Genomic DNA, 26,611 nt, shown 5'->3' on the forward strand with positions numbered 1-26,611 from the left:
AAAATATTAATATTTTGAGAAAGCCTTTTATTTCTAACCTTTTTGATAATGTAACAATTCTTTCGCTGTATGCTGATCTATAATTAGTACATTTGCATACCCGCCACGTAACGCACCGTCAATTGCTTTTATTTTTCTATTACCACCTGCAACTAAAATAGAACGTTTCTTTAATTTAAGTTCCTCTAACTCAATTCCAATTGTACGCTTATTAATTTCTTCGCTACTAATATTTCCGTCTCCATCAAAGAAACGTGAACAAATGTCACCGACAGCTTGTTCTTTCAAAATGTTCGTTTCATCCTTATCTAAATATCCTAATCGGAATAATAACGCTTCATCACGCACTGTTCCAACAGTGAAAATTGCAATATTTGCTTGTTTCCCCATTTCAATAATGTGATGAATATGTCTATCTTGCTCCACTAATTCTTTTGTCACCGCATTATCAAATATAACTGGAAGAGGTAGATTTCTTGGCGTCGTTTGAAAAGCATCTGCAAATAACGCGATCGTTTCATTCGCATATGTATTTACACTTGAGTGACTAATGCCACCTTTTAACTGGACAACCTCTACACCTTTCACATGTTGCGGTACGATTTTTCTAGCGATTTCATACATCGTCATTCCCCAGCTTACACCAACGATATCACCAGTTTTCACTGTCTTTTCCATATACTCAGCTGCATATTTACTAATATACTCCGTAATCGTTGCATATTCTGGTACTGGAGAAAATACGACATGCGCTTCTAACAGGTTATACTTTTCTTTAAGTAAATTCCCAACGTTATCTAAGTCAGCAAATGGATCAGCTATACTAATTTGAACAAATCCTTTTTCTTTCGCATACTTCAATAATCTAGAAATCGTCGGTCTTGAAATATTTAATTTATTAGCAATTTCTTGCTGACTATAATCTGATTGATAATATAATCTTGCAACTTCAACGCTTAATTGTTGTTTATCCTTATCCATAGTAACTCATTACATATCCTTTCCTGTATTTCCTTTTCGTTACAAGCATTATACAGCTTTATGCAAAAAAATTCGACTCCCTTATTTATCAACCTAAACTTCTACTCCACTTAGGATTTACAATGAAACTTTTATTTTTTAGCTTCATACACTCGATACAAATGATCTTGAATCAGATAAAGTGAAACTTTAATCAGTGGGGATTTTGTTCATCCCCCACTGATTATTAGCCCTCACCAATCGGGCTTTTACGGGCAGTCCGACTCCCACCTAACTCCCTCGTATTCGCCGAATTTTGAGGTGGGAGTCTTACTGCCCGCAAATAGCGGGATAAATCGATTCATATTTAATTCATTCTTTTTGTTCTTTCTGTAGTAACAATAACAAACATTAAATATCGTTTATGGAACTTCCTTAACGTACGGTAAAGCCAAGTTTTTTAATATAGAAATTCCTTAGCGTGCGAAATTCACGTTTTGATGGCGAGACCCCATCGCCATCAAGCTAAAATTTTATAGTACCCCCAGAACGAAATTTTGTGCTACTTGTAACAAAAAAGCACATTTTTTCGTTTTGGGGAGCAACCAAATTCTTAACTTGATGGTGATGGGATATTTACTTTTCTGAGCTTGATAGCGATGGACGATATCCCTATTACGTAATGATTGTTAGACGTCCAATTTGATTACACTCTTCAGCGAACCAAAGATCGCCATCCGGACAAAACGTGATACCATGTGGCTCTGCATTATTTGTAGGTATCGTATATTCCGTAATAACTCCTTCAACTGTAATACGGCTGATTTGGTTACCTCCCCATTCTGTGAACCAAAGATCTCTGTTCTTCCCAGGTATTATGGCATGAGGACGAGCGTTCGGCGTCGGTATAACAAATTCTTTGATCTCACCTTCGAACGTAATTCTACCAATTTTATTGCCTATGATTTGCACAAACCATATTGCTCCATCTGGGCCGCTCGCAATTCCAACTGGCCCGGAGTTGGGTGTTGGGATTGGATATTCTTTGACCTCACCTTTAGTGGTTATTCTCCCAATCCTATTGTTCTGATTCTGTGTAAACCATAATGCACCGTCTGATCCCAGAGTAATAAAAGAGGGAAATGATTTGGAGTTAGGCAATTCAAACTCGGTGATTTCCCCTGACTTTGTTATTCTTCCGATCCTACCATTATTCATTTCTGTAAACCATATTGCTCCATCTGGGCCTTCCGTTATGCCAAAAGGTGCAGCGTTCGTTGTAGGGAGTACATATTCTTCAAAAAGACCGTTCATCGACATTTTACCGATCTTGCTTGAGTTATATTCCGTAAACCATAAGTCACCGGTCTGGTCCGAGATAATTGACATAGCTCCTGCATTTGCTGTCGGAATGGGAAAAGAATTTATTTCACCAGTAGCATTTATTCTACCAATTCGATTCCCTTTCTGTTCCGTAAACCACAATGCTCCGTCTTTTCCTACGGTTATTCCATATGGTCCTGAATCTATTTCATTGACCACATATTCTTGTATCGTGATCCTCATATCATTTCCTCCCATTGAAAATTTCGAGTCTTGTTTTTCGGTATAATTTAGTTTAAAAAAGGACATTCCTGGTATTACAGTGGATGCCCTTTTTGCTAAATTATAAGATATTTTGTTAGAATTCAAAGTCTAGAATCATTTTACTGGTTTGACCTGTAAACTTATAATTATAGGACCCTTTCAGGCTTTCTAATTCACCAGTAGCTTTGATGATTGTTGCAGGGGAATCTAGATTTCCTTTATCAAATATCCCTTGCTCTATAGCTATAAATGTCCCTCGTTTTCCCTTATAAATTCCTTCGAAATGTAAAAATCCAGAAATTTTAGCAGTAGCCAAGTGACCATCATCTATAGTTGATTCTAAATAATATAATAAATATTCAACAAAAGCTTTTCCTTTTAATTCACCGTCAATATCATATTCGACATGGGCAATATTAATAGGGAAATCTTTTCTAGTTTCATTGACTGGCTTTTCATCCCATTTACTTACTGTAAATGTTACTTCCATACGCGTAAACCTCCCTTCATCATTAGATGAGTAATCTACCTCCAGTATATCACCTAAAAAGTACCATCAATAATTATATCTCATAGGAGTGTTTCTAAAGTAACGGATGCTGCTGGTAAGACCCTGTTAAGAGCAAAAGACGACTTATTTTTTGTTCTTCTTGTATGACATTGAAAGTAAATTTTTATTTAACAGTTTACTTTCATTTTTATTAAAAAAGAACACGTAGAAATTACTACATGTTCTTTATGAGACGGTTCATTTTTAAATATTACGTATCTTCTAGATTTTTCTTATTATATAGTTGTGTCCTTCTATTTCTTTTCCCTCATTTCAACAGCAAAGTTCATGATCTCTTCCTCTGTTAATTTTTCTTCAGTGGTTAAGATCGGACGGATTACTCTATACGTTTCTTAATTATTTCAATTGTACTAGAAATTGTGAATTAAAAAAGAGAGCCGTAGCCCTCACTTTCAATTAATAGCAATTAAGGATGCTTCGAGGTTATTTAATAGTCTACATTTTAAGGAATGTAGGCTAAGTAATATAAGCTAATCTGTTACTAATTTTGAATAAATACTTAGATCAATAAACTTTTCATTAGATTTTTCACACTTTCTCATTGTCCCTTCGAATGTAAAGTTTAACTTTTGTAAGACTTTTATTGAATTGATGTTTTCAGATTCAACTTTTGCTTCTATTCTATTGAATTCTAAAGTACTAAACGCATAATCCATTAAAGAGAGAATGGCTTCTGGCGCATACCCCTTACCCCAAAAAGCTTTACTAATATCGTAACCAATTTCTGCTTTGGCGTTTTTGAAATCAAATGAATTATAACCACAAGAACCGATAATTTCATTTGATTCTAATTCAATTATTGAATAACGAATAGCTCTGTTTTCCCGAGATAACTTATCAAGCATTTCAATCATATCTACCGCTTGGCTTTCATCAGTAAAACTATTGATATTCATAAATTTTGTAACTTCTGGATCCGCCCAAATTGTAAACATGCTAGCTGAGTCTGATACTTTCATTTTTCTTAAAACTAATCTTTCGGTTTGTAGTTCTGTAATCAATATTTTTACCTCCATTATGTTTTTATTTTGGGGTCAAGATATTGATATCTGCGCATAGTTCAGTCCCTTCGTGTTTCAAGATAATATTATTATAAAAGCTATAAAGGATGAACCAATAAATTTCAAAAATTTGGTTATGTTACAGTTTATGATAACTGCGTAATAAAGAAAAATGAAACAATTGTATTGTGATTTTTAAACATCTTTAATTTTATTCTTATTTACCGTTCGTTGAGAGCAATTATTTTTTAGTTGCTGTATTTCCCATTGCAATAGAAATTCTATTCCAACTGTTGATTTGATTAATTACCAGAACAAGGTCAACATATTGTTTCTCGTCATAGTGTTCACGTACTCGCTTATATAGGTCTTCAGGAACTCTTTTAGTGGGAATTAGAGTAATATGCTCAGATAGTTCAAGAGCAACTTTCTCTTCAGGTGTATAAAAATCACATTCATTCCAAGCATTCAAGCAATAAATTCGTTGTTCGGTTTCACCTATCTTACGGGCATCTGATGTATGCATATCCATGCAGAAAGCACAACCGTTAATTTGAGAGACTCTAATCTTTATAAGTTCTCTAGTAATTCGATTAATTGTAGATTTCTTAGTGTACTTCTCCATATCCATCATAATTTTCATGCCATCAGGTGCAACATCATAGTAGGAAATTCTTTGACTCATAAGGCAAGACCTCCTTTGATTTTAAGATACTTATAATTATACCTTCATACGAACATTCGTGCTATTTTTTTGTTTGTAAAGCATTCGAAATCAAAGAGAATTTCAGTTATAGACAGTGTAATTAGTTGTTTCATGGTACGTAAATATCGCAAATGAGTAACCGTATTTTCCAAACAAATATTTTCACTTTTTAATTACTTTATTATTACCGTCAGAATAAATTGAATAACTCTATTAATTTTTAAATGATTTTATTATAAATGAAACAATTTTATTATCACCAAACAACTACATAATTTTGATCAAACTTTATTCGAAAGCTACAGTGTTTTTATCTTCCTATAGTTATTTATGGGGATTTAGTTAATTTTTTCGTTTTGGAGAACAACTAATTTCTTAGCTTGATAAGCTATGTGACGAGACCCCCTGCCCGTCAAGCTAAAGTTTTAATGTACCCCCAAAATAAAAATTTTCTTTCACTACAGTTAATTACTTTGAGAAGTCAGCGGATTTTTTCATTTTAGGGGGATTTTGTTTTGTTAGCTTGATAGTGATGGGATACAGCCAACATTTTGGAAGTTTTATATGCTAAGCGAATTTTAACCTAAAAAAGTCGAATTCCTGTACGTTAAGTGAAGTGGCATTTCATTCACATAATCCCTATTATCTGAAGTTAATAAAGTCTGTTACACTCTCTTCTTTAAAAACGTTTCCATAATATCCTTCTTGAATCTTTTATAATCAAGCTGAAAAGCTACATTATGCGTTTTATAGCCTGGATTAGTAGCAAAACGAAAGTCTGCAATACTTTGACCAAATCCTTCTCCTTGATCAGGAATTACTTTAATGGGTACTCTTGAAAGGCCAACAGCCTCTTGATTCAGCAAATACCACACTGTTACAAAATCATGCATAGGGCTTCCACTTATACCAGGATTAGACTTAGAGTAGAATTTATAATAATAGTCTAACATAGGTTTGATGATGAGTCCTGCAAGATCCTGTGTATTCCGATGAAATGCATCGATTTGCTGGACCATTTCGGGTGTAACAATCGCATGTTGAGTCACATTTAAAGGAATAATTGTCAAGTTCTTTGCATGCTGCAGAATTAAGTTTGCTGCATAAGGGTCTGAGTAAAAGTTAGCTTCAGCCACAGCAGTTACGTTACCTGGATAGAAAAAAGCTCCCCCCATGCAAATACATTCTCTTACGTTTCGCATTGTTTCTAAATTCAACACAAAAGTCGTAGCTAGCGAAGAAAGTCTTCCTAAATTGATAATTGTAAGATCTTCTAAATTTGATTCTATAATTTGATAAATATCATTTAAAGGATAAACTGGATATGAAATTTCAGGGGGAATGATAGGTCCTAATCCGACTTTTCCATGTACCTCAGGGAAATACTGAATCAATATACCTGTCAACGGTACAGAAGCACCAAGGAATACGGGTATCTCTTCTCTTCCCGCAATGTACTTCAAATAGTTAATATTTCTTATTGCATTTTCTCTGGATACATTTCCATAATCGGCTACAATTCCTACAAGTTGAATGTCTTTACGAAAAAAAGTGTACAGTATAGCAAACGCATCATCAATCCCCAAATCTGTAAACAGGAGAACCTTTTTTTTCATATCTCTTCCTCCAAAATCTATAGAATCCTACTTTCACTAATGATGTAGTGATCAGACTAAGCTTGTATGTATATATTTTATGTATTCTTAAAGAGTGGATTCTATTCACTTGAAATAGCTTTGCTCATCTAAATTTGATATTATGTTCAAGCGTAAGTTTCTGTTCTTAAGTTCATAGGCATGGTGTGCTATCCCATGCCCATCAACTTAAGAATTTTTTAACACCCCAAAACGAAAAAACAAGTTAAATTCTCATAGATAACTATCTTATAATTAATTATATAATTTATTTTGCAATATGATAATATAAAGATATTAAACTTAAAAGAGGGGATTCAAATTGGTTAAAAACTTACCTTTACTAATAGTTATTTTAATACTAGATGTAAGTTCTTCTACATTAAGTACGAACGGATACTTTTCTCCAGTTATAGAATGGTCTTTAATGATTATAAGTATTATTTTAAACATTACTGCAGTTATAGGCTTATCACTACACGTCTTTGTATATCAACCTATGAAAAGATTTGAAAAAATTAAAATGAAATCTTCAAATAAAATAATTATATTTGAGGTAACACCACCTCGCCATCGAGTGTTGATTTAGAAAAAAGTTTAATTATAAATATTTTATGATATTCAATAAATTTAACTTATAAAAATATTTTTATTCTTATTCAACTATCCTGCCCCGTTAGTTTAAGTACATTTCTTCACAATTTTTACAGTGATAGTAACATAAATACCCAACAAAAAATCATCTCACCTCTAGAAATCTATAATGGTAGTTTTAGAATAAGTGAATAAGAGAAATAACCACCATTGATTATTTCTCTTTTCATATACATATTTATTTTTGGAAAAATAACCTAACTCCAAATACTAATAATACTGTGCCAGTAATACCCTCTATTGTACGGTTCACTTTTTCTTTTCTTAAAAAAGTTCTTAATTGACGTATTAGTGAGATATAAAGTAAATACCCTATTGCTGTCAAAGTCGTAAATGTGAGTCCTAACAAAAGAAATTGGAAGAGATGACTTTGATTGCTCACAATAAATTGGGGTAGAAAACTTAGGAAAAACACAGCAGTTTTTGGGTTTAAGATTGCCGTGGTAAATCCTTGTCTAAAACTTTTAATCGTTCCAATATCCTTAGAGTTCATTTCCACTGAACCTGACATATCTTCTTTTTTAGACAAGGCACTTTTAATTGACTTTACAGCTAAGTAAATTAAGTAAAAAGCCCCAGCATATTTTATAAATGTAAATAACATAGAGAATTTCATTAGGATGGCAGAAAGTCCTAGTGTAGCCATTATTGTATGAATCATCATTCCAGATACCGTTCCTAAGACGGTCTTTATCCCACCATTTTTACCATGCGAGATAGTGTTTTTTGTAACTAAGGCAAAACCGGGACCAGGCATTATTATGATTAGGATTGCTGTGAGGATAAATAACAAATAATTTTCCATGTTCTAGTATTTCCTTTCCAATTTTTAGTTTTGCCTATAGTATAGCTTTTTTACTTAAAATATTAAATATAAAAAGCGTGATCAGGAGTTTATCGAGGTTATTAGTATCAATTTGACCAAACATTATCCTAAAGTTACATTGATAAAACACACGGCAAACTTATGGGTAAAATTACAAGCTCGGCTCTCACAAAAAACGGGATAAAAAAATAAACAGCGGAACTAGTCCACTGTTTATTTCGTCACACCCTCATGTAATTTTTCTGTATAATCTTTTACATCCTTCCAGCTATCTTTCGCTGTATTTAAATCTTCTTTTATAAAGGTAAATTCTTCAGGGCTGATTCCTTTTACGTTTTGTAGTAAATTATTATATTTCGCACCTACCGTATACCACTGATTTGATATGTTTTGCAGTGCTGTAATTGCTGCATCAATTGTTTCTGTCATATTAGTTGTTTTATTTTTTGCATCTGTCAAAATTGCCACTTCTGCTTGCGATCCAGAAATTCTATTCTTTAAACTGGCTATTTCTCGTTCTGCATTTGCAATATCTTTTTTCGCAATCGCAATCATCGGTCCCCCCGCAAGACAAGTTATTAACGCTACGCAAAGTACACCACCAGCAATCACCATATCGTTACTCTTTTTGATCGAATCGTTATATGTATTTATTTGTTGCTCTAGAGCTGGAATACCAGCATTCGTACTCGCCAAAATCGAAGTTAATTGATTCGTATCCTCTTTAAAACTATTTGTGTCTTTCGCCATTCTATCGCGAAAAGCTTTCAAATTCCCTAATAGTACATCTACCTCATTTTGATTCTTTAAAATATCCGCATACAACTTTTCTAAATCCGCTTTTAATTTACCGCTATCCTTTTGATCAATCGCTGCTAACATGTCATTATAATACGCTTGAAAAGTATTATTGTAATTAATAATATTTTGATCCGTTTTCATAATTTGAGGCTTCATATTATTTAACCAATACGCCGCATTAATTTTTGCATCTCTTTGATGCTGAATCATATTTCCTTTAAACTCACTATTAATTGAACTTATTTTACTCAAATCAGTCTCTTGCTGATTTTGAATTAATTTTGCATATGAATCCATTGCGAATATGCTCGATGTCGTTTGCGCCATTACATCTTGGAATCCTGCTGGACCGAGAGAATAATTTTTTGCATTTTCTTGTAATGTTTTTACGTTTTGTTCCGCTGCAAAAGGATGTAAAGGAAGTGCATTACTCGTTGCCACCCCAGCAATCATGATCGTTAAAAGACATTTTTTATAAAATCTTTTCTGCATACTTTTCACCCATTCTCTTTATAAGGATATAAAAAAGCTCCTGCTCACAACTGAACAGGAGCTTCAACTCATTCATCAATACTTAACGCTCTAACGATTCGTATTCGATTATGCTTTTTTCGTATCTACTACTTTAATATCTTCAGCATAGATTTTTTCTGCATAGTCTTTAATGTTCTTCCAGCTATCTTTCGCAATGTTTAAATCTTCTTTAATGAAAACAAGGTCATTTGGACTAATTGAATCTACATTTTGAAGTAAAGAATTGTATTTTGATCCCATTGTGTACCATTGATTTGAAATGTTTTGCAACGCTGTAATTGCTGTATCAATTGTGTTTGTTAAATATTCAGTTTGTGTTTTAATGTTCGTTAGTCCTGCCACTTCTAATTGCGCAGTTGTAACTTGTCCTGTTATCTTTTGAATTTCTGCCTGTGCATTATCAAGCTCTTTCTTCGCTAAGACGATTCCTGCAGTACCACCACCTACTGCTGCTGTTCCACCTGCAATTAATGCGATTCCTAGCGGAGTTCCTGCTCCCGTAGCAATTACAACCGCACCACCGATAATTGCAATTGGGCCTAAAGCTGTCGCAACAGATGAACCGATAATAATTGCATTATATTTACTAATTGCTTCATTATACGTTGTAATTTGATTTTGCAGAAGCGGAATTCCAGCATCTTGACTAGCCAAGATAGATGTAATTTGATTTGCATCTCCCTTGAAATTTTGAGTATCCGACGTCATTTTATTTCGGAATTTCTTTAAGTCTTCTACTAACTTATCTACTTGCGCTTTATTTTCAGTAATACTACTTGATAATCTAGTTAGACCTTTCGTAAGAGTTGCTTTATCCTTTGCATCAACCGCAGCAACTAAAGTATCATAATAGTTTTGGAATTTCGTATTGTAATTAATGATATTTTGATTTGTTGAAATAAGCTGTGGCTTCAATACATCTAGCCATTGTTGTGCATTCCCTCTCGCTGTATCTTGATGCTGAATCACTTTACCTTTTAAAGATGTATCAACTGACGTTACGTTCCCAAAGTTAACATTACCTTGTTTAATAATTGTTAAAGCGTACAGATCCATTACTAAAGCGTTAGAACCTGTTCTTTCCATCGCATCTTTAAGGCCTTCTGGTCCTAATGAATATTCGTCATAATCATTATATGCTTTTGCTACAGCATGAACTGGAGCTTGTTTCACTGTACTTTCAGCAGCATACGTATGGGCTGGCATAATATTCCCTGCTGCAAATACTGCCATAAGTGCTGATAGAGCCATTACTTTATATGGTTTTTTTGTCATTTTTCTTCTCTCCCTATATCGCTAATTATTTTTCTGTTTAATGTACTTCAACGTTTGTAACGTAATCTTCAAATTGATTTGTTTGCTTATTCATTTCATCACTTACTTTTTTAAGTTGATTGAAATGTTTTTGAAGTAAACTACTGTCTGTATACGTGCCTTCTTCAATATTTGCTTGAATTTGGATCATATTATTGTTTAAAACTTTCCAATCCGTTAATAACGTTTCTAAAGTTGCGATTTGGCGATCAATCAGTTCTGTAAAGCTACTTACTTGATCTTCAACGAATGTAATTTGTGTTGCCTCTGATTCAGTTTGTGATAACTTTTGAATAAGTGGTAGTAGCTCTTTTTGTTTTTGCTGAATACGAAGAGCTGCTTCCCTCGTTTGACTATCTGCTGCATTTACAATTTCATTACTTAACGTACCGATAGAAACAAAATCGATTGTTTTCGTTTGTGCAGTTTGATTTGTGATTGTAAATACTTGTTTACCGATATTAATAGAACCTTTAATAATTTCTTGTGGTCTATTCAAAATAGTAGTTAGTTCAGCTTGAATTTCCCCTTGAATTCTTTTTATGTCTTCTCTTAATTTCACAATATCTCCACTTGATCCTTGCAGTGTTTTTATTGCTTCATCAGCTTTAATTGATAAGTTATTACTATCTTTGTCTAATACCGTTTTAAATCGATTTAACTCTAATAAATCTTGCTCCATACTCTCTTGAATGCTTTGGACCTGCAATTGTAATTTTCCATATGCGTTTGTAAAATCTGCTTTTGCCTGTTCATCTTCATTTACTTTTCCTGCTAGTTCATAGAGCTTACTATAATAGCTATTAAATCTAGTGCTGTATCTCATCATCTCTTGATTTAAGTCGATTAGCTTCGGATTATATTCATCAATCCACTCTCGTACATTCGCCTTTGCAAATTTTTGATGATTCGTCAAACTACTCATCGCATTTACCTTAATGTCTGGCTGTTGCAAAATAACTAATCCGTATGCTTGGATAAGTGGTGACTGTGACCCTAACATTCTAATTGAATTTGATAATGTATTTGGAGCAATTACATTTTGCACGTTTAATACTTTCACCTTTGGTTGCCCCCCTTCAGCGTAAGCGCTTACAGGAATGAAGCAACTCGTAGATACTGCTGTAACCAATAACCCTGTAATTAAAGTTTTTTTCACTTTAACCCCTCCTATGTATTAGCAACTATTACTATCGCATTTTATTATTCTATTTTCTTGCACATTATTTGAGATGGTTAAAAATAGAGAACGTTCTCACCGTGAGTCATGTACGAAACACCTCTCTCAAACTTTATTTCTACAGTACTTACTTATTGTCATAAAACATTTCATAACTTTTCACATGTGCTTAGTATGAATAACATTGTATAAAATTTCTGTTTCATCGCAATTTCCATATTCACACAGTGAATATATTACATGAAAATATTATTCATTTTAAGATAAATAAAGCACGTGAATATGAAATTAAGTTTTGTTTTTATTAAAGTTTTGTACTGTAAGGTCATTTAAACACAGCTATTCATCTATCGTAAAGAAGTATTTTAATTCCCTTTATTTTCAAGACCTCATGTCCTTATTCCAAAATAAAATCCACTTAACTTCCTCCATTAAAATATCCATATATCACAACAAAAAACACTGTTTACTCATAAGAGATTATATTATAGTAATATAACTTTAAGGCCTATATGCAATTATGCATAGCATATACACAAAAAGGATAGCTTCACTTTCGTGAAGCTATCCTTAAAAAATCTTATTACTTTTTCAAATGATATGGAACTGTCGTAATAACAACATTTCTTTTATAGAGTAAATACGCACGAATGAGTAAACTAGACTGATTATGAAGAATGTTATGCCAACCTTTTTTCGGAATAAACTGTGGTATAACGACCGTAACTCGGTAATTTGATTCACTCGCTTTATATTGCACTGTGTCAATAAATTTTGTAAGCGGCTGAATAATGCTTCTATAATGAGAATGTAATGTAACAAGCCTTACTTCAGGTTGCCACTTCTCCCATTTCTCTTCAAATTTCTTTTCCTCTTCTCTGTCAAAAGCAACATATACAGCGATAACTTGATCTGCAGAAAGAGCCTTAGCATAGTTCAATGAATTTTCTACTACATGAGTCATACCAGCTACAGGAACGACAATTACATTCCCTTCAATCGGAACAAGTGGTTCACAAGTTTTTAAACTTAATTGATCGCCCACTGCATCATAATGCTTCTTAATTCGATGGAACAAGAAGATAATAAAAGGTAAGAAAATAAGGATTGACCAAACTTGTGCGAACTTAGTTAAAAAGAACATGCTCATAACGATAAAACTAATGACTGCACCAATTAAATTAACCGTTAATCTTAAAGCCCATCCTTCAGGCTTTTCACGAAGCCATTTTAGTACCATTCCAGTTTGAGAAAGTGTAAACGGAATAAATACCCCTACTGCATATAGCGGAATCAAGTGTTCTGTTTTCCCCTGAAAAGCTACAATTAAAATAATCGAAGAAATCCCAAGTATAATAATACCGTTTGAATAACCTAGGCGGTCTCCTCTAATCGTAAACATTCTCGGTATGAACTTATCTTTTGCAAGATTAACCGCTAATAGTGGAAATGCAGAATAACCTGTGTTAGCCGCAAGAATTAATATTAAAGCTGTTGTACCTTGTATGAAATAGTACATGAAATTACGTCCAAAAGTTTGTTCAGCAATTTGTGAAACGACTGTTACTTCCTTACTTGGATTAATTCCGTAATAATAAGCTAAAAAGACAATTCCAGAAAATAAAACTGCAAGTAATGCACCCATTGCAAGCAATGTTTTCGCTGCATTGTTAGGTGCAGGATCTTTAAAGTTTGGAATTGCGTTAGATATCGCCTCAACACCCGTTAAAGCAGAGCTTCCTGAAGCAAATGCTCGTAACAGTAAGAACAAACTAATTCCCGCAACTGGTGTTCCAATTGGCGAATGCAGCGTGGGTGAAACGTGACCAGTCAAAATATTATATATTCCTACACCAATTAATATAAATAATGCTACAACGAATAAATAAACCGGATATGCTAAAACGGAAGCTGATTCCGTTACGCCTCTTAAATTTAAGATGGTAATCAATATGACAAATATAATCGCAATGATTACATTATGTGCATGTAAACTAGGAAAAGCTGATGTGAGCGCATCTGTACCTGCGGACACACTTACTGCAACAGTTAAAATGTAATCGACTAATAAAGATCCTCCAGCTATTAATCCCGGATTCATCCCTAAATTTTCTTTTGATACAACATATGCTCCGCCGCCATGAGGGTAAGCAAAAATAATTTGTCGATAAGATAAAATAAGAGCTGTCAATAATACTAATACCCCAACAGCTATCGGAATGGAATACCAATAAGCTATTGCTCCAAGACCTGCTAGTGCAATTAATATTTGCTCTGGTCCGTATGCGACCGATGACAATGCGTCAGAAGATAAAATGGCTAGCGCCTTCGTTTTATTAAGTTTTTGCTCTCCTAACTCAGTTGATTTTAACGGTCTTCCAATTAAAAATCTTTTAATAGATGAAACCAATGCTGTCCACTCTCCAATAATTTTGTACGAACGATTCTGCTAGTTACAGCGATAAACTATTTCTTCAGAAAACAAAAATGTCTACAAGCCATAACGAAATAGACTTGTAGACATTATTTTTTTTGTCGCACAAGCTCCACCTTCCTTCTCAATATAACGCTTACGAGGTTAGCTGTCGGATTCGGGCCTATGAGTAGCCCTACCTTTTTCAAGGATTCACCCCATTGGATTATGTACTAATCCATAAGAACGGGTCCCCCGCACCATGCGGCTTCAGCGATTTAGAAAATTGAAACTGTGGATTATAATACTCCTTTATTTTCAAAAAGTAAACAAAAATTTTAAAAAAGAAAAAAATTAAAACGATTGCGCATAATCCACCGAAAAATATACATAATGAATACTAAAAATCCACAAAGGAGACCCGTATGTCTAAAGAAAAGAAGCCACTTTTTTCCGATTCCTATTTAGATGCAGTAGCAAATGAAATTAATCAGCTATATGGTAAACGTGACAGAGAACGAAATACGACAGATAAACCGAAAAGAAACGAGTAAATTGTCAAAAAGAAACAAAAAAAGGATAGCAACATTTATATTTTGCTATCCTTTACTCTTTTTCATACCATTTCTTTAGTAAAAATCATTTTTTCATATACCTTTAAATTTTGATACACAACACTTAATAAAGGCACATCTATAGACATTTCCTCTGCTAATTTCAATAAGTATCCTTGTAAATGCTTCCCTTCAATGAGCGAACCTTTTTCCATATCCCGTTGCATCGATGACTTCATATCATACGAAATTTTATCAATCGTTTTCATATGTTCCTGGGCGATATTCTCCTTAACTGGAGCCCCCATAGATTTCATGATTTGCACTGATTCTTCAAATAAGTTCCTAATAAATTCTCGGCCTCCATCACTCTCACGAATCGGTCCTATCGGCGCACGCATTAATGTTGTCACACCTGACATTACGGTGATAAATAAATATTTATGCCACATATCTTGCACAATATTTTCACTTAAAACAAAACTAGCTTTTGTATCTGCAAATGTTTTAGAAATAAGCTTTATTCTCTCTGAATCTTGAGGCTTAATTTCCCCAAATACAAGTCTGTTGGCAGCACTCGTTTGTACAATTTCTCCCTGATCGTTTAATGTCGTCTCGATAAAGCATAGACCGCCAATTACTTTCTCTTCACCGAATTCCTTTTGTAATAGTGATAAATGAGCGATACCATTTAACAATGGGATTATTACAGTATTTTTACCTACAAACGGCTTTAAATCTATGGTCGCCTCGTGTAAATGATACGCTTTTGTTGAAAATAAAATCACATCAAATGGAGTCGTTCTATCTTCTTTCGTTACCAATTTCGGTTGAAATGAAAAATCTCCATTAACACTACGAATAACAAGGCCTTTTTCTTCTAATTGCTGTTTTCTTTTGCTGCGAACGAGAAATGTAACATCTTCTCCCTTTTCTACTAATCGGCCACCGAAAAATCCGCCAACGCCCCCAGCTCCTAATACTAAAATACGCATACAACATCCCCCTTTTTCTAACACAATTATACTAATTTTAGTATACATAACATTATACATGTCCCTTGTTAAATAAGCTGAATTTTCATTCTTAATCTAATGAACAAGAGAGGTTATTTTCAAGAAAAATTGGGCATGTTGTTTCTATAGCTTATACGGAAAGGAAACAATGTAAATGGAGGCAATACAAACAATCGAGGAAAAAGATGTAATAACAGCTATATTTCAATTTATATTCCCGTTTTCGTTTAAAACTGGATATGAACAAAATATGTTCCCTTTCTTACAAAAAAATGATTTTCGACCTTTTCGACTCGATCATCTTGAAGATGAAAATACATATTACGGGAAATTTCAAGTTTCACATCAAAATATGGAAGCATACTATCTTTCCTTTACAAATAAAATTCTCTTTCCTCATTCAGAACATCAAAAAGGATTACAGCGCTATTCTAAAGACCTTAATTTAAATGGACATTTAACAACTAACCTTATTTCCGTTCCATTCAAGATACATTCTATTGATGTAACACTTTGTCCTTATGAGCTTGGGTTCTTAACAATTCGGACAGAAATAAAAACCGCTCCTAACATGACATTATCAGAAGCGATTGAATTCGCGGCTCGCTTCCGTGTACTTGAAACTAAAAGTGATACGACTGAGACTATTTGTATTGAATGTGATGGAAAAAAATATTCACAAGTAGAAAAACTTATATTCGGTGATTTATTTCATGGTTTAACAGACTTCTTTGAGAACAAGAGATTGCGGAGTTCTTACTTTCAAACATTCCCTTTCTTTGAAGACCAGCGAATGTATGTACAAACTCTATTATCCATAAACAAAGAGTCAGACCTTCATATAATCGATGTATATCGAGCTTCCAGTCTTTCCGGATTATCAGATGATGGTAAGCCATATATTAGTGCAAATAATGTTCCTTATATTCACGATTATTTAACAAAACATTCTTATCAAAGATGGGCTCCTAACCGTTACTTTATTATGGAAGAACATATTTTCACATGTATTACAAATGAAGGTGAACAAGCAGTCACTAAACTTGCTAGTCAAATGTACGGGGAGTTTTATTACGCTTTATTATTAAATTTATTTCATAAAGTTGTTTTATTAAAGATGGCAAACGCTTATGCCGAGTTAAATATTGAACAAGATACAAATGAAATAGAGAAATTAATTTATTCAATAAATTCGTTTACAGCTAATTATTTTTCTTTAGAATTAGTATCCCAATCACAAAGTGAAGATATTTTCTTTCGTCTAAGAAAACTTTTTAACATTGAAGTACTGTACACGAACGCGAAACAAAATCTCGATAGTTTATTTAAATATCAAGAAAATGTTGCTTCAAAAAAAGATAGCCTCTTATTATTAATTTTAACGCTCTACTCTGTTGTAGGCCAAATGTTAGGGTTTACTATGATTGATCTTTTAAGAAACACCGATTCAAACAAAATATCATCGCCTTTTGAATTTTTTGCTCTATTAATAGCGATTAGTGGCATAGTCATTTCACTTATCTTAGGTATACAAAGTTTATACCAATGGAGTGTACAACATAAACGAAGAAAAGCATGGGTAAAACAAACTGTACTTTCTGCTGTGAAAGAGAAGGATAGTACAAAGTAACTAAAAAACAGATGGCAGCACGATGCTACCATCTGTTTTCTATTATGCTTACTTACCTGCTTCGATTTTTTCTAATGTAACAGCTACTTGCTCTTCTGTTAATTCGTGTTGCACGATATAACGATTACGTGGGTGTACACGACATTCATGAGAACATGCACGTAAATGTTTTGCTTCACTTTCTTCAGAACATAAAATTTTCTTGTTACATTCAGGGTTTGCACAGTTTACATAGCGCTCACAAGGTTCACCTGTAAAGTGATCTTTACCAACGATAACATGTTCTTTTTGGTTTACTGGTACAGCGATACGCTCATCAAATACGTAACATTGACCATCCCAAAGTTCACCTTGTACTTCTGGATCTTTTCCGTACGTTACAATTCCGCCATGAAGCTGGCTTACATCTTCATAACCTTCACGAACTAACCAACCTGAGAATTTCTCACAACGAATTCCACCTGTACAGTACGTTAAAATCTTTTTACCCTCAAGTGTTTCTTTATTTTCTCTAATCCAATCTGGTAATTCACGGAATGATTCAATATCTGGTTTAATCGCACCTTTGAAGTGTCCTAAATCAAATTCATAATCATTTCGTGCATCAATGATAACTGTATCTTCTTGTTTCATTGCCTCATAAAAATCTTTTGGTTCTAAATACTTCCCAGTAATTTCTTTCGGGTTAATGTCGTCTTCTAGACGAAGTGTAACTAACTCTGAACGAGGACGTACGTGCATTTTCTTGAATGCATGTTCATCTGCCTCATCAATTTTAAATACGATTCCAGCAAAACGTGGATCATTATTCATCGCTTCCACGTATTTTTCTGTTTGCTCAACAGTTCCAGAACAAGTTCCGTTAATTCCTTCTGTCGCTACAAGAATTCTTCCTTTTAACTCAAGTGATTTACAAAATTCTAAATGCTGTTCAGCAAATTCTTCTGGATTTTCAATTGTTGTGTACATGTAATACAGTAATACTCTATATGGTTTTGTAGTTGCCAATGTATTTCTACCACCTATCTAAATTTTAAAATCATGTATAAGTTAACGTTCATATCAAAACATATATAATAAGAAAATACATACTAAATTGTACTTAGCCTATTTTCTTCTATTTACAATTTTTTCTATAAGTTAACAAAAATAAAAACAAGATTACAGAACAAAACACTACGGTTAGGTTGTAATCCCAATATATTATATATCATACAATTTCATTTCCATCAATTAATATGCTGTAATATAGGCTGTATGTTCACATAAATTTCAAAAACAACCCTATAATTTATTATCTTCTCCCTTATTCAACAACCATAAACTCCCAAAATATTTTTGCATCGTCACACCATTCATTGCACACAGTCATATAATTTGCATTAAGGAAACTTTTATGTTCAAATGAAATTGCCACATCATATATCTAAATGTATTGAAATAATGAGTAAAAATAAAGTGAAACTTTAATCAAGTTAAGATTTCAAAGGGGAATACTACTATGAATAAAGATATAACAAAAGATGAACAAGTCCCTTCTCAAAGTACAACAGTTCAATCAGCCCATTTAGCGTTAAGTGGACAAACAAAAGGCTTTAAAAGACTGTTACCATTCTTAGGACCTGCTTTTATCGCATCAGTTGCTTATATTGATCCTGGGAACTTCGCTACAAATATCGCAGCTGGATCACAATATGGGTATTTATTGCTTTGGGTAATACTCGCTTCTAATTTAATGGCTGTATTAATTCAAACTTTATCAGCTAAATTAGGAATCGCTACTGGGAGAAATCTTCCTGAAGTAGCTCGCGAAAACTTCCCCAAACCAGTTTCCATCGGTTTATGGATACAAGGGGAACTCGTTATTATGGCTACAGATTTAGCTGAATTTATTGGGGCAGCACTTGGCTTATACTTACTATTTGGAATTCCGATGTTACCAGCTGCTTTAATTACAGCAGTTGGATCATTTATTATTCTTGAATTTCAACGCAGAGGCTTTCGTCCATTAGAAGCTATCATAACAGGTATGATTTTTATCGTTGTTATCGCTTTTGGTATCCAAGTCTTTTACGCAAAACCGGAATTAAGCCCTCTACTCTCAGGACTTTTCACTCCAAAATTCCAAGGTGTAGATAGCATCCTTTTAGCAGCTGGAATTTTAGGTGCGACAGTAATGCCGCACGCGATATATTTACATTCGGCCTTAACGCAGCGCCGTGTAGTCGGAACAAATGATGAACAAAAGAAAAAGATTTTCCGCTTCGAATTCATCGATATTATTATTGCAATGGTTATCGCTGGAGCAATTAATGCAAGTATGTTAATTGTAGCAGCTGCACTATTCTTTAAAAACGGCTTGCACGTTGAAGACCTTGATGTTGCTTTTAACCAGTTCAGTAATTTAGTCGGTCCTGTATCGGCTGCATTATTTGGGATTGGACTTTTATCAGCAGGTTTATCTAGTTCTTCTGTTGGTACGATGTCTGGTGATATTATTATGCAAGGATTCATTCGAATGCATATTCCGTTATACTTACGCCGATTTATAACAATGATTCCGCCTCTCGTTATTATCGCTTTAGGTGTAAATCCAACTTACGCTCTCGTTATGAGTCAAGTTGTCTTATCTTTCGGTATTGCCTTTGCATTAGTACCACTTATTATGTTTACAAGTAATAAGAAGATTATGGGTGCACTCGTCAACCATCGCATTACAACATTTATCGCGTGGTTAATCGCTGCACTTATTATCGTTTTAAATATTTTCTTACTGTATCAAACATTTGTAGGTTAATAAAAAAGGGTATTCCAAATTTGATTTGGAATACCCTTTTTGTATGAAATGATTTCCTTCTACTTACCACTTATGTATGTCCCTCTTTCCGGCATTATCGCACCTTTTTCAGTTCGAAAATAAAGTGGTAAGCCTTCAGTGAAAAACATACTCACCTTGGATGGATCCTGCCTTTGATGATGGATATGTAAATGTGGTTCACTTGAACTTCCTGAGTTACCGACTTGTGTAAGAAACAAAAATACCCCCGATTCATCTAGTCGTAAATAAATATGATTAACAGCCATAGATTCAAAATCATCCTTACCCCTTGAATAATCTTTATTTTCAGATTAGATTATATAATAACAACACATTCTAGTTTCAGAAGAAATGGAGTGAAAGCATGTTTCCTATATTAAAAACCAACCGACTCATTTTACGAGAACTTACCGACGAAGATGCACCGAGTATATTACAGTGCTTTTCTAATACCGATGTCCTGCGCCATTATGGCCAAAAACCATTGCAAAATTTGGATCAAGTAAAACAAATCCTTACTAATTTTAAGTTGGGGTACAACGCAAGAAGCGGCATTAAATGGGGAATCGAATTAAAAGACAAGAAAGGGCTCATTGGAACAATTGGTTTTCATGATTGGTCTTCTGAACATAAACGAGCAAATATAAGTTATGCCTTTTTGCCTGAACACTGGGGAAATGGATATGCTACTGAGGCAGTTTCTGAAATTATATCTTATGGCTTCCATACGCTCCATTTAAAACGTATCGGGGCAATTGTATTTCTTGAAAACGAAGCTTCAAATAAAGTGCTATTAAAATTAGGATTTGAAAAAGAAGGGATTCTAAAAAACTATATGTATCAAGATGATATCCCATATGATACGAATTTTTATTCTTTATTAAAATCCGTTTAATAGATATAATTCCAAAAAAAGAAACCTCACTTTTAAAAGTAAGGTTTCTTTTTTGATTAATAGTTTTACTTATTATCGATATAAGCATTCTTATAAGTATAAACGCCACCAAATTGATGCTTTTCAATTCCTTTTACATAATCCTTTTGTACATAAGCTGAACCAATATGATAAAGCGGTGCTACAGCAGCATCCTCTAACAGAATTCGCTCGGCCTCTTGTAATGCTTCCCATCTTTTATTCTGATCTAGTACTAGATTGCTTTTCGCTTTCTTTATTAATTCATCGTAGTGAAGGTTAGAATAATTCATTTTGTTATTCGGATTATCCGTCGTAAATAGTTCTAAATAACTAATTGGGTCTTTATAGTCAGGTCCCCAATTTGCCATAGATATATCGTAATCTCCCATTTGTTCTAATTGTAATTTTTGCTTAAATGGTTGTTGTTTAATTTGTATCGTTAATCCATGCAAATTCTTCTCTAAGTCACCTTTTATATATTCCGCCATACGTTTTGCGTTATCTTGTTCAAACGTTAAGAACTCCAGTGTTACCTGTTCTATCCCAAGTTCTCTTTTAGCTTCTTCCCAAATCTTTTTCGCATTTTGCAAATCATATGGAGAAAGATCTCCATTTTCTTTTCTAAAATCTTTACCAGTCTCTTCATTTACATGACCAACTGGTACAAGTCCACTTGCAGGTTTTGCCCCGTTATTAATAAAGTGAGTAACAAAATCCTTCTTATTTAACGCTAATGAAATAGATTGACGTACTTTCTTATTTGCTAACACATTATTTTTTTCATTAAAACGGAGCATTGCAATTCCAGGATCGCTCGACATATGCAATTGCTTATTCCCTTTATACTTGTCTACAAATTGAGAATTAATTGGTACTCGATCCAAATCGCCAGCTTCATATAAATTTACTGCTGTCATTGTATCCTTCACAATTTGAAAGTTTATTTCATCTAATTTCACTTTCTTTTTATCCCAATATGTATCATTTTTCTTCAATTGAAATTCTTGTTCATGCTTCCATGTCTCTAACACGAATGGGCCATTATATATGAGATTATTAGGTTCGAGCCCATAATTTTTCCCTTGTTCTTTCAAAAATGCTTCATGCTGTGGTAAGTAAATAGGTAGTGCTAACAACTGTAAAAAATAAGGAATTGGCTGTTCTAGTTCCACTTCTAACTTATAATCATTTATAACTTTAACCCCAAGTTCATCAAGAGGCATTTTTCCCTTATTTATCTCTTTCGCATTTTTCACATAAAAGAGCATATACGCATATTGAGACGCTGTTTCAGGGCTAATTGCACGTTTCCACGCAAACATAAAATCATTTGCTGTTACACTGTCTCCATTTGACCATTTTGCATCTTTACGCAAATCAAATGTATATTTTTTACCATCTTCACTTCTTTTAAACGATTTTGCTATAGCGGGAGTTGGATTATCTTGATCATCTATCACATACAATCCTTCAAATATGTTTTGCATAACGTGTGCTGATGTACCATCCATCGTTTTCGTAGTATCAAGGGAAGGAATTTCTTCTGATACTGTTACATTTAACACTTGTTTTTTAGCTTCTACATCACTTTTATTCGCTTTATTATTACAAGCTGTTAAAAATAAAGATGTAACAAGTGCCATTACCATTAAACGGCTCTTTTTTCGCTTCATGAATTGCTCTCCTTAAATATAAAATATTATAAAACGTTATATTTTGTTGCTTCCATTATAATAAACCATTATTCATTATTAGTCGTTAATTATTCTCATTTTATTTAGCGACGTATCAGCGATATTTTATGTCTATTTCGTATAGGTGTTAGCAAGTTCGTTTGCAAATTTGTTAGCACTTTTTATATTTCTTCTATTACATACAATTTCACAAACACATCATACTTAGCTGGCAACTGTAAAGAAATGAATGACTGGCATCTTCCCGTTATATTTCTGCTTATATATTTGTGTGAACTCTTCATACTTTTTTAACTTCTCTTCATTCACTTTCATTTTCTGTGACCGATCTACTTCGACTCCATGAAGTATCCCTTCTTCGTCACGAAATTTCACATCAGGAATATAAAAAAATATGGGGTAACATTGAAATCATCATTCCAGATGAAATAAAGAAAGAACACGAAAAAAGAATAAAAGAGAATGGAGATAGCTCATCCTCAAAAATAAAAATAAAAGCCGTAATTAACGACTTTTATTTTTTGGCACCAAACTATTCTTTTGTTAAAAAATTATTAATTCACTTTAATATATTCATACCACCACTTACCACCTGGTCGAGTATCCATCCACCAAGTGATTTTATCTAGTTCTGAATTAGGCAATACCTCAGTTTGGATATAAGCAAGACCTGTTAATGGATTAACAACAACTTTTCCCTTTGTTCCTCGTTCAACCATAGCTTGAATCGCTTCATTTAGATAGTTTGTCCCGAATTCACCAGACTTAACATATTGATATCCACCATTAGAACCGCCGTTTCCTCCACCATCCCCAACAGTTTGTCCCGTTAGAGCATATACGATAGAATTTGCGATTTTATCAACATTCCATTTAGCCATGTCGGATTCGTTATCGATGAATCCTAATTCGATAAGAATAGCTGGTGCTTTAGTTCCATTCAATACGGCTAAATCAGTACGTTGTTTCGCACCACGATCACGCCATCCAATATCTTTTGCTAGTTGAGCTGAGATTTTAGCCGCCAGCTCTTTTTGATCATAATACAGAACTTCCACACCCTGCCCATTCCCATCACTTGAATTAAGATGAAAAGAAACAACCAAATCCACATTATGGGAATTACTATTACGAACGATATTATTTAAATTTTGCGCTTGAGTGCTTCCTACTTCGTCTGTATCATCATAGACTGTGTGTCCTAAAGCTCTTAACTTAGCTGCCACCGCATCTTTCACCTGACGGTCCATAATATGCTCTTTTCGATTTCCGGAATTAGCCCCTTGTACAATACTGTTGTGCCCTCCGTGTAAACTATAACGTGTCATTATTCAACATCTCCTTTCTTATTATCATATTCAGAACTTGTCTTATTGCTCTTGCCACCTAAAATTTCAACTGCATTCGTTAGTGCTGAAGGTAGCGGAATTCCCATACGACCAGCGTTTTCTAAAAGTGAAAGCAACTCATTTCCGATAAAAAATTGTCGCTTCACGAATAGCACTATTACCTCCAAGTGCTGTACCTAATTGGGTTTCCACTCCACTCAAAAGAAAAAGCACCACCTTTTTGGCGATGCCTTTGAAGCCAACTTTACTTTTTAACCTGTACACAGGACGTTCAATGCTCCGTAAAAAGCACCTGTATCTACACTGTTTATTGTTCCCAGTGTAACCGTATTCCCGTAATCATTTGTACCTCCGAAAACAGTAATGATATCTGCGTCATCGGTCATGTTTGCATATCTTGTACACATTGGCCGGTCGTGTCCTTCCCACACTGCTATACGAAACCCCGAAATACCATAGTAATTATATTATTAGCATTACTAATCACTTTCCAATAAGGAATGTCTGCATAATTTAGTGATGTAATACTATCTCCTAATACAGCCCATATTGCAGCAGAAATACCAATAGAAAGATGCGACATTCTTTTGAATATTTATTCGTTCAATAAAAAAAGCTACCCTATTCTATTTTCTAGAAAGGATAGCTTTCTCAACTGGTATATAAATACCTATCTTTGTAAACCTCGTTTATAACGACTTGCTTCAAATATAATACGCTCTTCATCTAACGTTTTACATTCACCATTCCAAACGACACGTTTACCATTAATAATTACATCGCTTATATCTTTTCCACTAGCTGCATACACAAGATGTGATAACACTTCATCTGCCGGTTGTAAATGTGGCTTATTAGATGGATCAATCGTAATAAAATCAGCACACTTACCAACCTCAAGTGATCCAGTTTGTTTCATACCAATTACTTCCGCAGCTCCTTTTGTCGCAAGAGAAAGAGCTGTTTCAACTGGTAATGCTGTTGCATCTTGATGAATACCTTTTTGTAATAATGTTGCTATGCGCATTTCTTCAAACATATCTAAATTATTATTAGACGCAACACTATCTGTTGCAATCCCTACTTTAATCCCTGCTTCTAGCATTGCTTTTACATTCGCTATACCAGAACCTAGTTTTAAATTACTATTCGGATTATGAGCTACCCGAACATCATGTTCTGCCAAGAAAGTACGCTCATTTTCATTTAATACTACACCGTGCGCAATAACTGTTGGGCGTTTAAACAATCCGCAACTTGCTGCATATTCTACTGGACGCTTCCCATACTGTGCTTCAATATCACGTACTTCACGCTCTGTTTCAGAAAGATGAATATGGACCATCGTTTGATTTTCTACTGCAATACGAGCACACTCTTCTAACAGTTCTGTGGAACATGTATATGGACTATGCGGTGCAACCATCGTAGTTAACATACCACTTTCGTTATAGTAACGCTTCACATATTTCTCAGCTTCTCCAATTGCTTTCTTTTCATCGTCTTTCGTTCCGAAGCTAAATAAAGTTCTTGAAACAGCAGCACGCATTCCACTCCTTGATACCGTTTCCATAATTGCATCTTGGTCTACTCCAATAGGATTAAACATATCAGAGAATGATGTTGTACCACTTTTCACCATTTCAAGTAATCCTAATTCCGTGCTAGCGACCGCAAGCTCTGGCGTAAACTGACTTTCAAGTGGCCAAATTCTCGTCTCAAGCCATGGCTGCAATAACATATCATCTCCGATACCTCTCAAAAGGCTCATAACAACATGTGTATGTGTATTGACAAGCCCTGGTAAAACCCACTTTCCTTTCATGTCAATTACTTCATCTACTTCAAAATCGTTAGCGAATTCTCCGCTATTTATATCTATAATTTGATCATTTTCTACAATGATATATCCATTTTCTATCACTTCATTTTGTTCATTCATCGTTGCAATTGTAGCGTTTACATAAGTTGTTTTCAAAAGTATTTCCCCTTTCAACTCTATGAAGTTCCCTTTAATTAGTTACCACCATTATAGTAACTTATTGAAGATTAAGAGTCAAAAGATAATTTTAATTCTTTCGTTGTCTTTTCCTTCAAAATGCTATATTGTTTTTCATTTGTATCTGCAAATGCTTCTTCACGGCTCGACTTCATGTCCATATAGTTTAATGTTTCATGAAATTGGGTCCTAGTAAAATCATACCTTTTCCCATCTACTTTATTGTAGAAATGCCATACTTCACCTATCTTCGTCTTTATTATCTCTCCCCCGCACAATTCTTGGACAATAAGGGCCGTTACACCACATTGTCCCTTTGCTGGGCTTTCGCTCGTCCACTTAGAACTCGTTTCTATTGACCAAGATTTTCTTAATGCTTCATATAGTTGTTTAATCTTTATGCTATCCATATTCAGCATCTCCTGACATTAGCAATTTCACACATCATATTATA

The 26,611-nt window shown here is 34.0% G+C and carries 23 protein-coding genes, 4 pseudogenes and 1 riboswitch; of the genes and pseudogenes, 5 read left to right on the plus strand and 22 right to left on the minus strand.

The window, feature by feature from the left end; translation table 11 throughout:
* Positions 1-33: 33 nt before the first annotated feature.
* The 6 genes from DN408_RS17830 to DN408_RS17855 all read right to left on the minus strand — a co-directional run bounded on the left by DN408_RS17830 (position 34) and on the right by DN408_RS17855 (position 6,441).
* The gene (locus DN408_RS17830) at positions 34-981 is read right to left on the minus strand and encodes a sugar-binding transcriptional regulator (protein ID WP_000356572.1); all 948 of its coding nucleotides are present in this window, start codon (positions 979-981) and stop codon (positions 34-36) included.
* Positions 982-1,635: 654 nt separating this feature from the next.
* On the minus strand, positions 1,636-2,526 hold the full coding sequence (locus DN408_RS17835; RefSeq protein ID WP_001223216.1) for a Vgb family protein: 891 nt from the start codon (positions 2,524-2,526) through the stop codon (positions 1,636-1,638).
* 115 nt (positions 2,527-2,641) lie between these two features.
* The gene (locus DN408_RS17840; RefSeq protein ID WP_002126833.1) at positions 2,642-3,037 is read right to left on the minus strand and encodes a DUF3224 domain-containing protein; all 396 of its coding nucleotides are present in this window, start codon (positions 3,035-3,037) and stop codon (positions 2,642-2,644) included.
* 551 nt (positions 3,038-3,588) lie between these two features.
* A complete protein-coding gene (locus DN408_RS17845) occupies positions 3,589-4,119 on the minus strand; it encodes a GNAT family N-acetyltransferase (protein ID WP_078178672.1) in 531 nt (176 codons plus the stop codon).
* Between the two features lie 241 nt (positions 4,120-4,360).
* Positions 4,361-4,804, minus strand: a complete 444-nt coding sequence (locus DN408_RS17850) for a carboxymuconolactone decarboxylase family protein (RefSeq protein WP_000083030.1) — start codon at positions 4,802-4,804, stop codon at positions 4,361-4,363.
* A gap of 686 nt (positions 4,805-5,490) precedes the next feature.
* Positions 5,491-6,441 (minus strand): nucleoside hydrolase, encoded by a 951-nt coding sequence (locus DN408_RS17855; RefSeq protein WP_002126827.1) that lies wholly within the window; start codon positions 6,439-6,441, stop codon positions 5,491-5,493.
* A gap of 340 nt (positions 6,442-6,781) precedes the next feature.
* Here DN408_RS17855 and DN408_RS17860 point away from each other — a divergent pair, with 340 nt between their 5' ends.
* Positions 6,782-7,048: a hypothetical protein gene (locus DN408_RS17860; RefSeq protein ID WP_002126826.1), complete on the plus strand. Its 267-nt coding sequence runs from the start codon at positions 6,782-6,784 to the stop codon at positions 7,046-7,048.
* Between the two features lie 243 nt (positions 7,049-7,291).
* Here DN408_RS17860 and DN408_RS17865 read toward each other — a convergent pair whose 3' ends face one another.
* The 5 genes from DN408_RS17865 to DN408_RS17885 form a co-directional block, all read right to left on the minus strand.
* A complete protein-coding gene (locus tag DN408_RS17865; RefSeq protein ID WP_078179195.1) occupies positions 7,292-7,918 on the minus strand; it encodes a LysE family translocator in 627 nt (208 codons plus the stop codon).
* 234 nt (positions 7,919-8,152) lie between these two features.
* Positions 8,153-9,232 carry a non-hemolytic enterotoxin subunit C gene (nheC, locus tag DN408_RS17870; protein WP_033708128.1) on the minus strand — a complete coding sequence of 360 codons (1,080 nt, stop codon included), beginning with the start codon at positions 9,230-9,232 and terminating at the stop codon, positions 8,153-8,155.
* Between the two features lie 108 nt (positions 9,233-9,340).
* Entirely contained in the window at positions 9,341-10,549 is a 1,209-nt protein-coding gene (nheB, locus tag DN408_RS17875; protein WP_002126822.1) for a non-hemolytic enterotoxin NHE subunit B, read from the minus strand.
* A 37-nt stretch (positions 10,550-10,586) separates the two neighbouring features.
* Positions 10,587-11,747: a non-hemolytic enterotoxin NHE subunit A gene (gene nheA / locus DN408_RS17880; RefSeq protein ID WP_078179196.1), complete on the minus strand. Its 1,161-nt coding sequence runs from the start codon at positions 11,745-11,747 to the stop codon at positions 10,587-10,589.
* 604 nt (positions 11,748-12,351) lie between these two features.
* Positions 12,352-14,178 carry an APC family permease gene (locus DN408_RS17885; protein WP_002126816.1) on the minus strand — a complete coding sequence of 609 codons (1,827 nt, stop codon included), beginning with the start codon at positions 14,176-14,178 and terminating at the stop codon, positions 12,352-12,354.
* A gap of 142 nt (positions 14,179-14,320) precedes the next feature.
* Positions 14,321-14,467, minus strand: a riboswitch (cyclic di-AMP (ydaO/yuaA leader).
* Positions 14,468-14,606: 139 nt separating this feature from the next.
* Here DN408_RS17885 and DN408_RS32090 point away from each other — a divergent pair.
* Positions 14,607-14,735, plus strand: a complete 129-nt coding sequence (locus DN408_RS32090) for a hypothetical protein (protein ID WP_255449100.1) — start codon at positions 14,607-14,609, stop codon at positions 14,733-14,735.
* Between the two features lie 62 nt (positions 14,736-14,797).
* Here DN408_RS32090 and panE read toward each other — a convergent pair whose 3' ends face one another.
* A complete protein-coding gene (gene panE, locus DN408_RS17890; RefSeq protein ID WP_002168643.1) occupies positions 14,798-15,730 on the minus strand; it encodes a 2-dehydropantoate 2-reductase in 933 nt (310 codons plus the stop codon).
* Between the two features lie 175 nt (positions 15,731-15,905).
* Between panE and DN408_RS17895 the strand changes: the two genes are divergently transcribed.
* A complete protein-coding gene (locus DN408_RS17895) occupies positions 15,906-17,381 on the plus strand; it encodes a hypothetical protein (RefSeq protein ID WP_016120014.1) in 1,476 nt (491 codons plus the stop codon).
* Between the two features lie 48 nt (positions 17,382-17,429).
* Here DN408_RS17895 and trhO read toward each other — a convergent pair whose 3' ends face one another.
* The gene (trhO, locus tag DN408_RS17900; RefSeq protein WP_078178609.1) at positions 17,430-18,389 is read right to left on the minus strand and encodes an oxygen-dependent tRNA uridine(34) hydroxylase TrhO; all 960 of its coding nucleotides are present in this window, start codon (positions 18,387-18,389) and stop codon (positions 17,430-17,432) included.
* A gap of 493 nt (positions 18,390-18,882) precedes the next feature.
* On the opposite strand from trhO, the gene DN408_RS17905 reads away from it, so the two are divergent.
* The gene (locus DN408_RS17905) at positions 18,883-20,178 is read left to right on the plus strand and encodes an Nramp family divalent metal transporter (RefSeq protein ID WP_001030684.1); all 1,296 of its coding nucleotides are present in this window, start codon (positions 18,883-18,885) and stop codon (positions 20,176-20,178) included.
* Between the two features lie 59 nt (positions 20,179-20,237).
* On the opposite strand, the pseudogene DN408_RS17910 reads toward DN408_RS17905, so the two are convergent.
* Positions 20,238-20,510: pseudogene (locus DN408_RS17910) on the minus strand (M23 family peptidase); the annotation flags it as partial.
* A 53-nt stretch (positions 20,511-20,563) separates the two neighbouring features.
* On the opposite strand from DN408_RS17910, the gene DN408_RS17915 reads away from it, so the two are divergent.
* On the plus strand, positions 20,564-21,094 hold the full coding sequence (locus tag DN408_RS17915; RefSeq protein WP_002126807.1) for a GNAT family N-acetyltransferase: 531 nt from the start codon (positions 20,564-20,566) through the stop codon (positions 21,092-21,094).
* Between the two features lie 65 nt (positions 21,095-21,159).
* On the opposite strand, the gene DN408_RS17920 is transcribed toward DN408_RS17915, so the two are convergent.
* From DN408_RS17920 to DN408_RS17945, 8 genes and pseudogenes are all read right to left on the minus strand, one after another.
* Positions 21,160-22,788 (minus strand): peptide ABC transporter substrate-binding protein, encoded by a 1,629-nt coding sequence (locus tag DN408_RS17920; RefSeq protein ID WP_147740276.1) that lies wholly within the window; start codon positions 22,786-22,788, stop codon positions 21,160-21,162.
* A gap of 182 nt (positions 22,789-22,970) precedes the next feature.
* Positions 22,971-23,193: pseudogene (locus DN408_RS17925) on the minus strand (replication-relaxation family protein); the annotation flags it as partial.
* A 170-nt stretch (positions 23,194-23,363) separates the two neighbouring features.
* On the minus strand, positions 23,364-23,528 hold the full coding sequence (locus tag DN408_RS32515; protein WP_369811979.1) for an N-acetylmuramoyl-L-alanine amidase C-terminal domain-containing protein: 165 nt from the start codon (positions 23,526-23,528) through the stop codon (positions 23,364-23,366).
* A gap of 99 nt (positions 23,529-23,627) precedes the next feature.
* A pseudogene (locus DN408_RS17930) lies at positions 23,628-24,137 on the minus strand (N-acetylmuramoyl-L-alanine amidase); the annotation flags it as partial.
* A pseudogene (locus DN408_RS17935) lies at positions 24,137-24,413 on the minus strand (phage holin family protein); the annotation flags it as partial. The pseudogenes DN408_RS17930 and DN408_RS17935, both read right to left, overlap by 1 nt.
* Positions 24,410-24,544: a hypothetical protein gene (locus DN408_RS32095; protein WP_255449102.1), complete on the minus strand. Its 135-nt coding sequence runs from the start codon at positions 24,542-24,544 to the stop codon at positions 24,410-24,412. The gene DN408_RS32095 and the pseudogene DN408_RS17935, both read right to left, overlap by 4 nt.
* A gap of 284 nt (positions 24,545-24,828) precedes the next feature.
* Positions 24,829-26,154, minus strand: a complete 1,326-nt coding sequence (locus DN408_RS17940) for a bifunctional S-methyl-5'-thioadenosine deaminase/S-adenosylhomocysteine deaminase (protein ID WP_147740277.1) — start codon at positions 26,152-26,154, stop codon at positions 24,829-24,831.
* A 53-nt stretch (positions 26,155-26,207) separates the two neighbouring features.
* Positions 26,208-26,567 carry a YunG family protein gene (locus DN408_RS17945; RefSeq protein ID WP_002086281.1) on the minus strand — a complete coding sequence of 120 codons (360 nt, stop codon included), beginning with the start codon at positions 26,565-26,567 and terminating at the stop codon, positions 26,208-26,210.
* Positions 26,568-26,611 lie beyond the last annotated feature (44 nt).

It is taken from the genome of Bacillus sp. AR13-1 (assembly GCF_008042285.1).
Classification (GTDB): Bacteria; Bacillota; Bacilli; order Bacillales; family Bacillaceae_G; genus Bacillus_A; species Bacillus_A mycoides.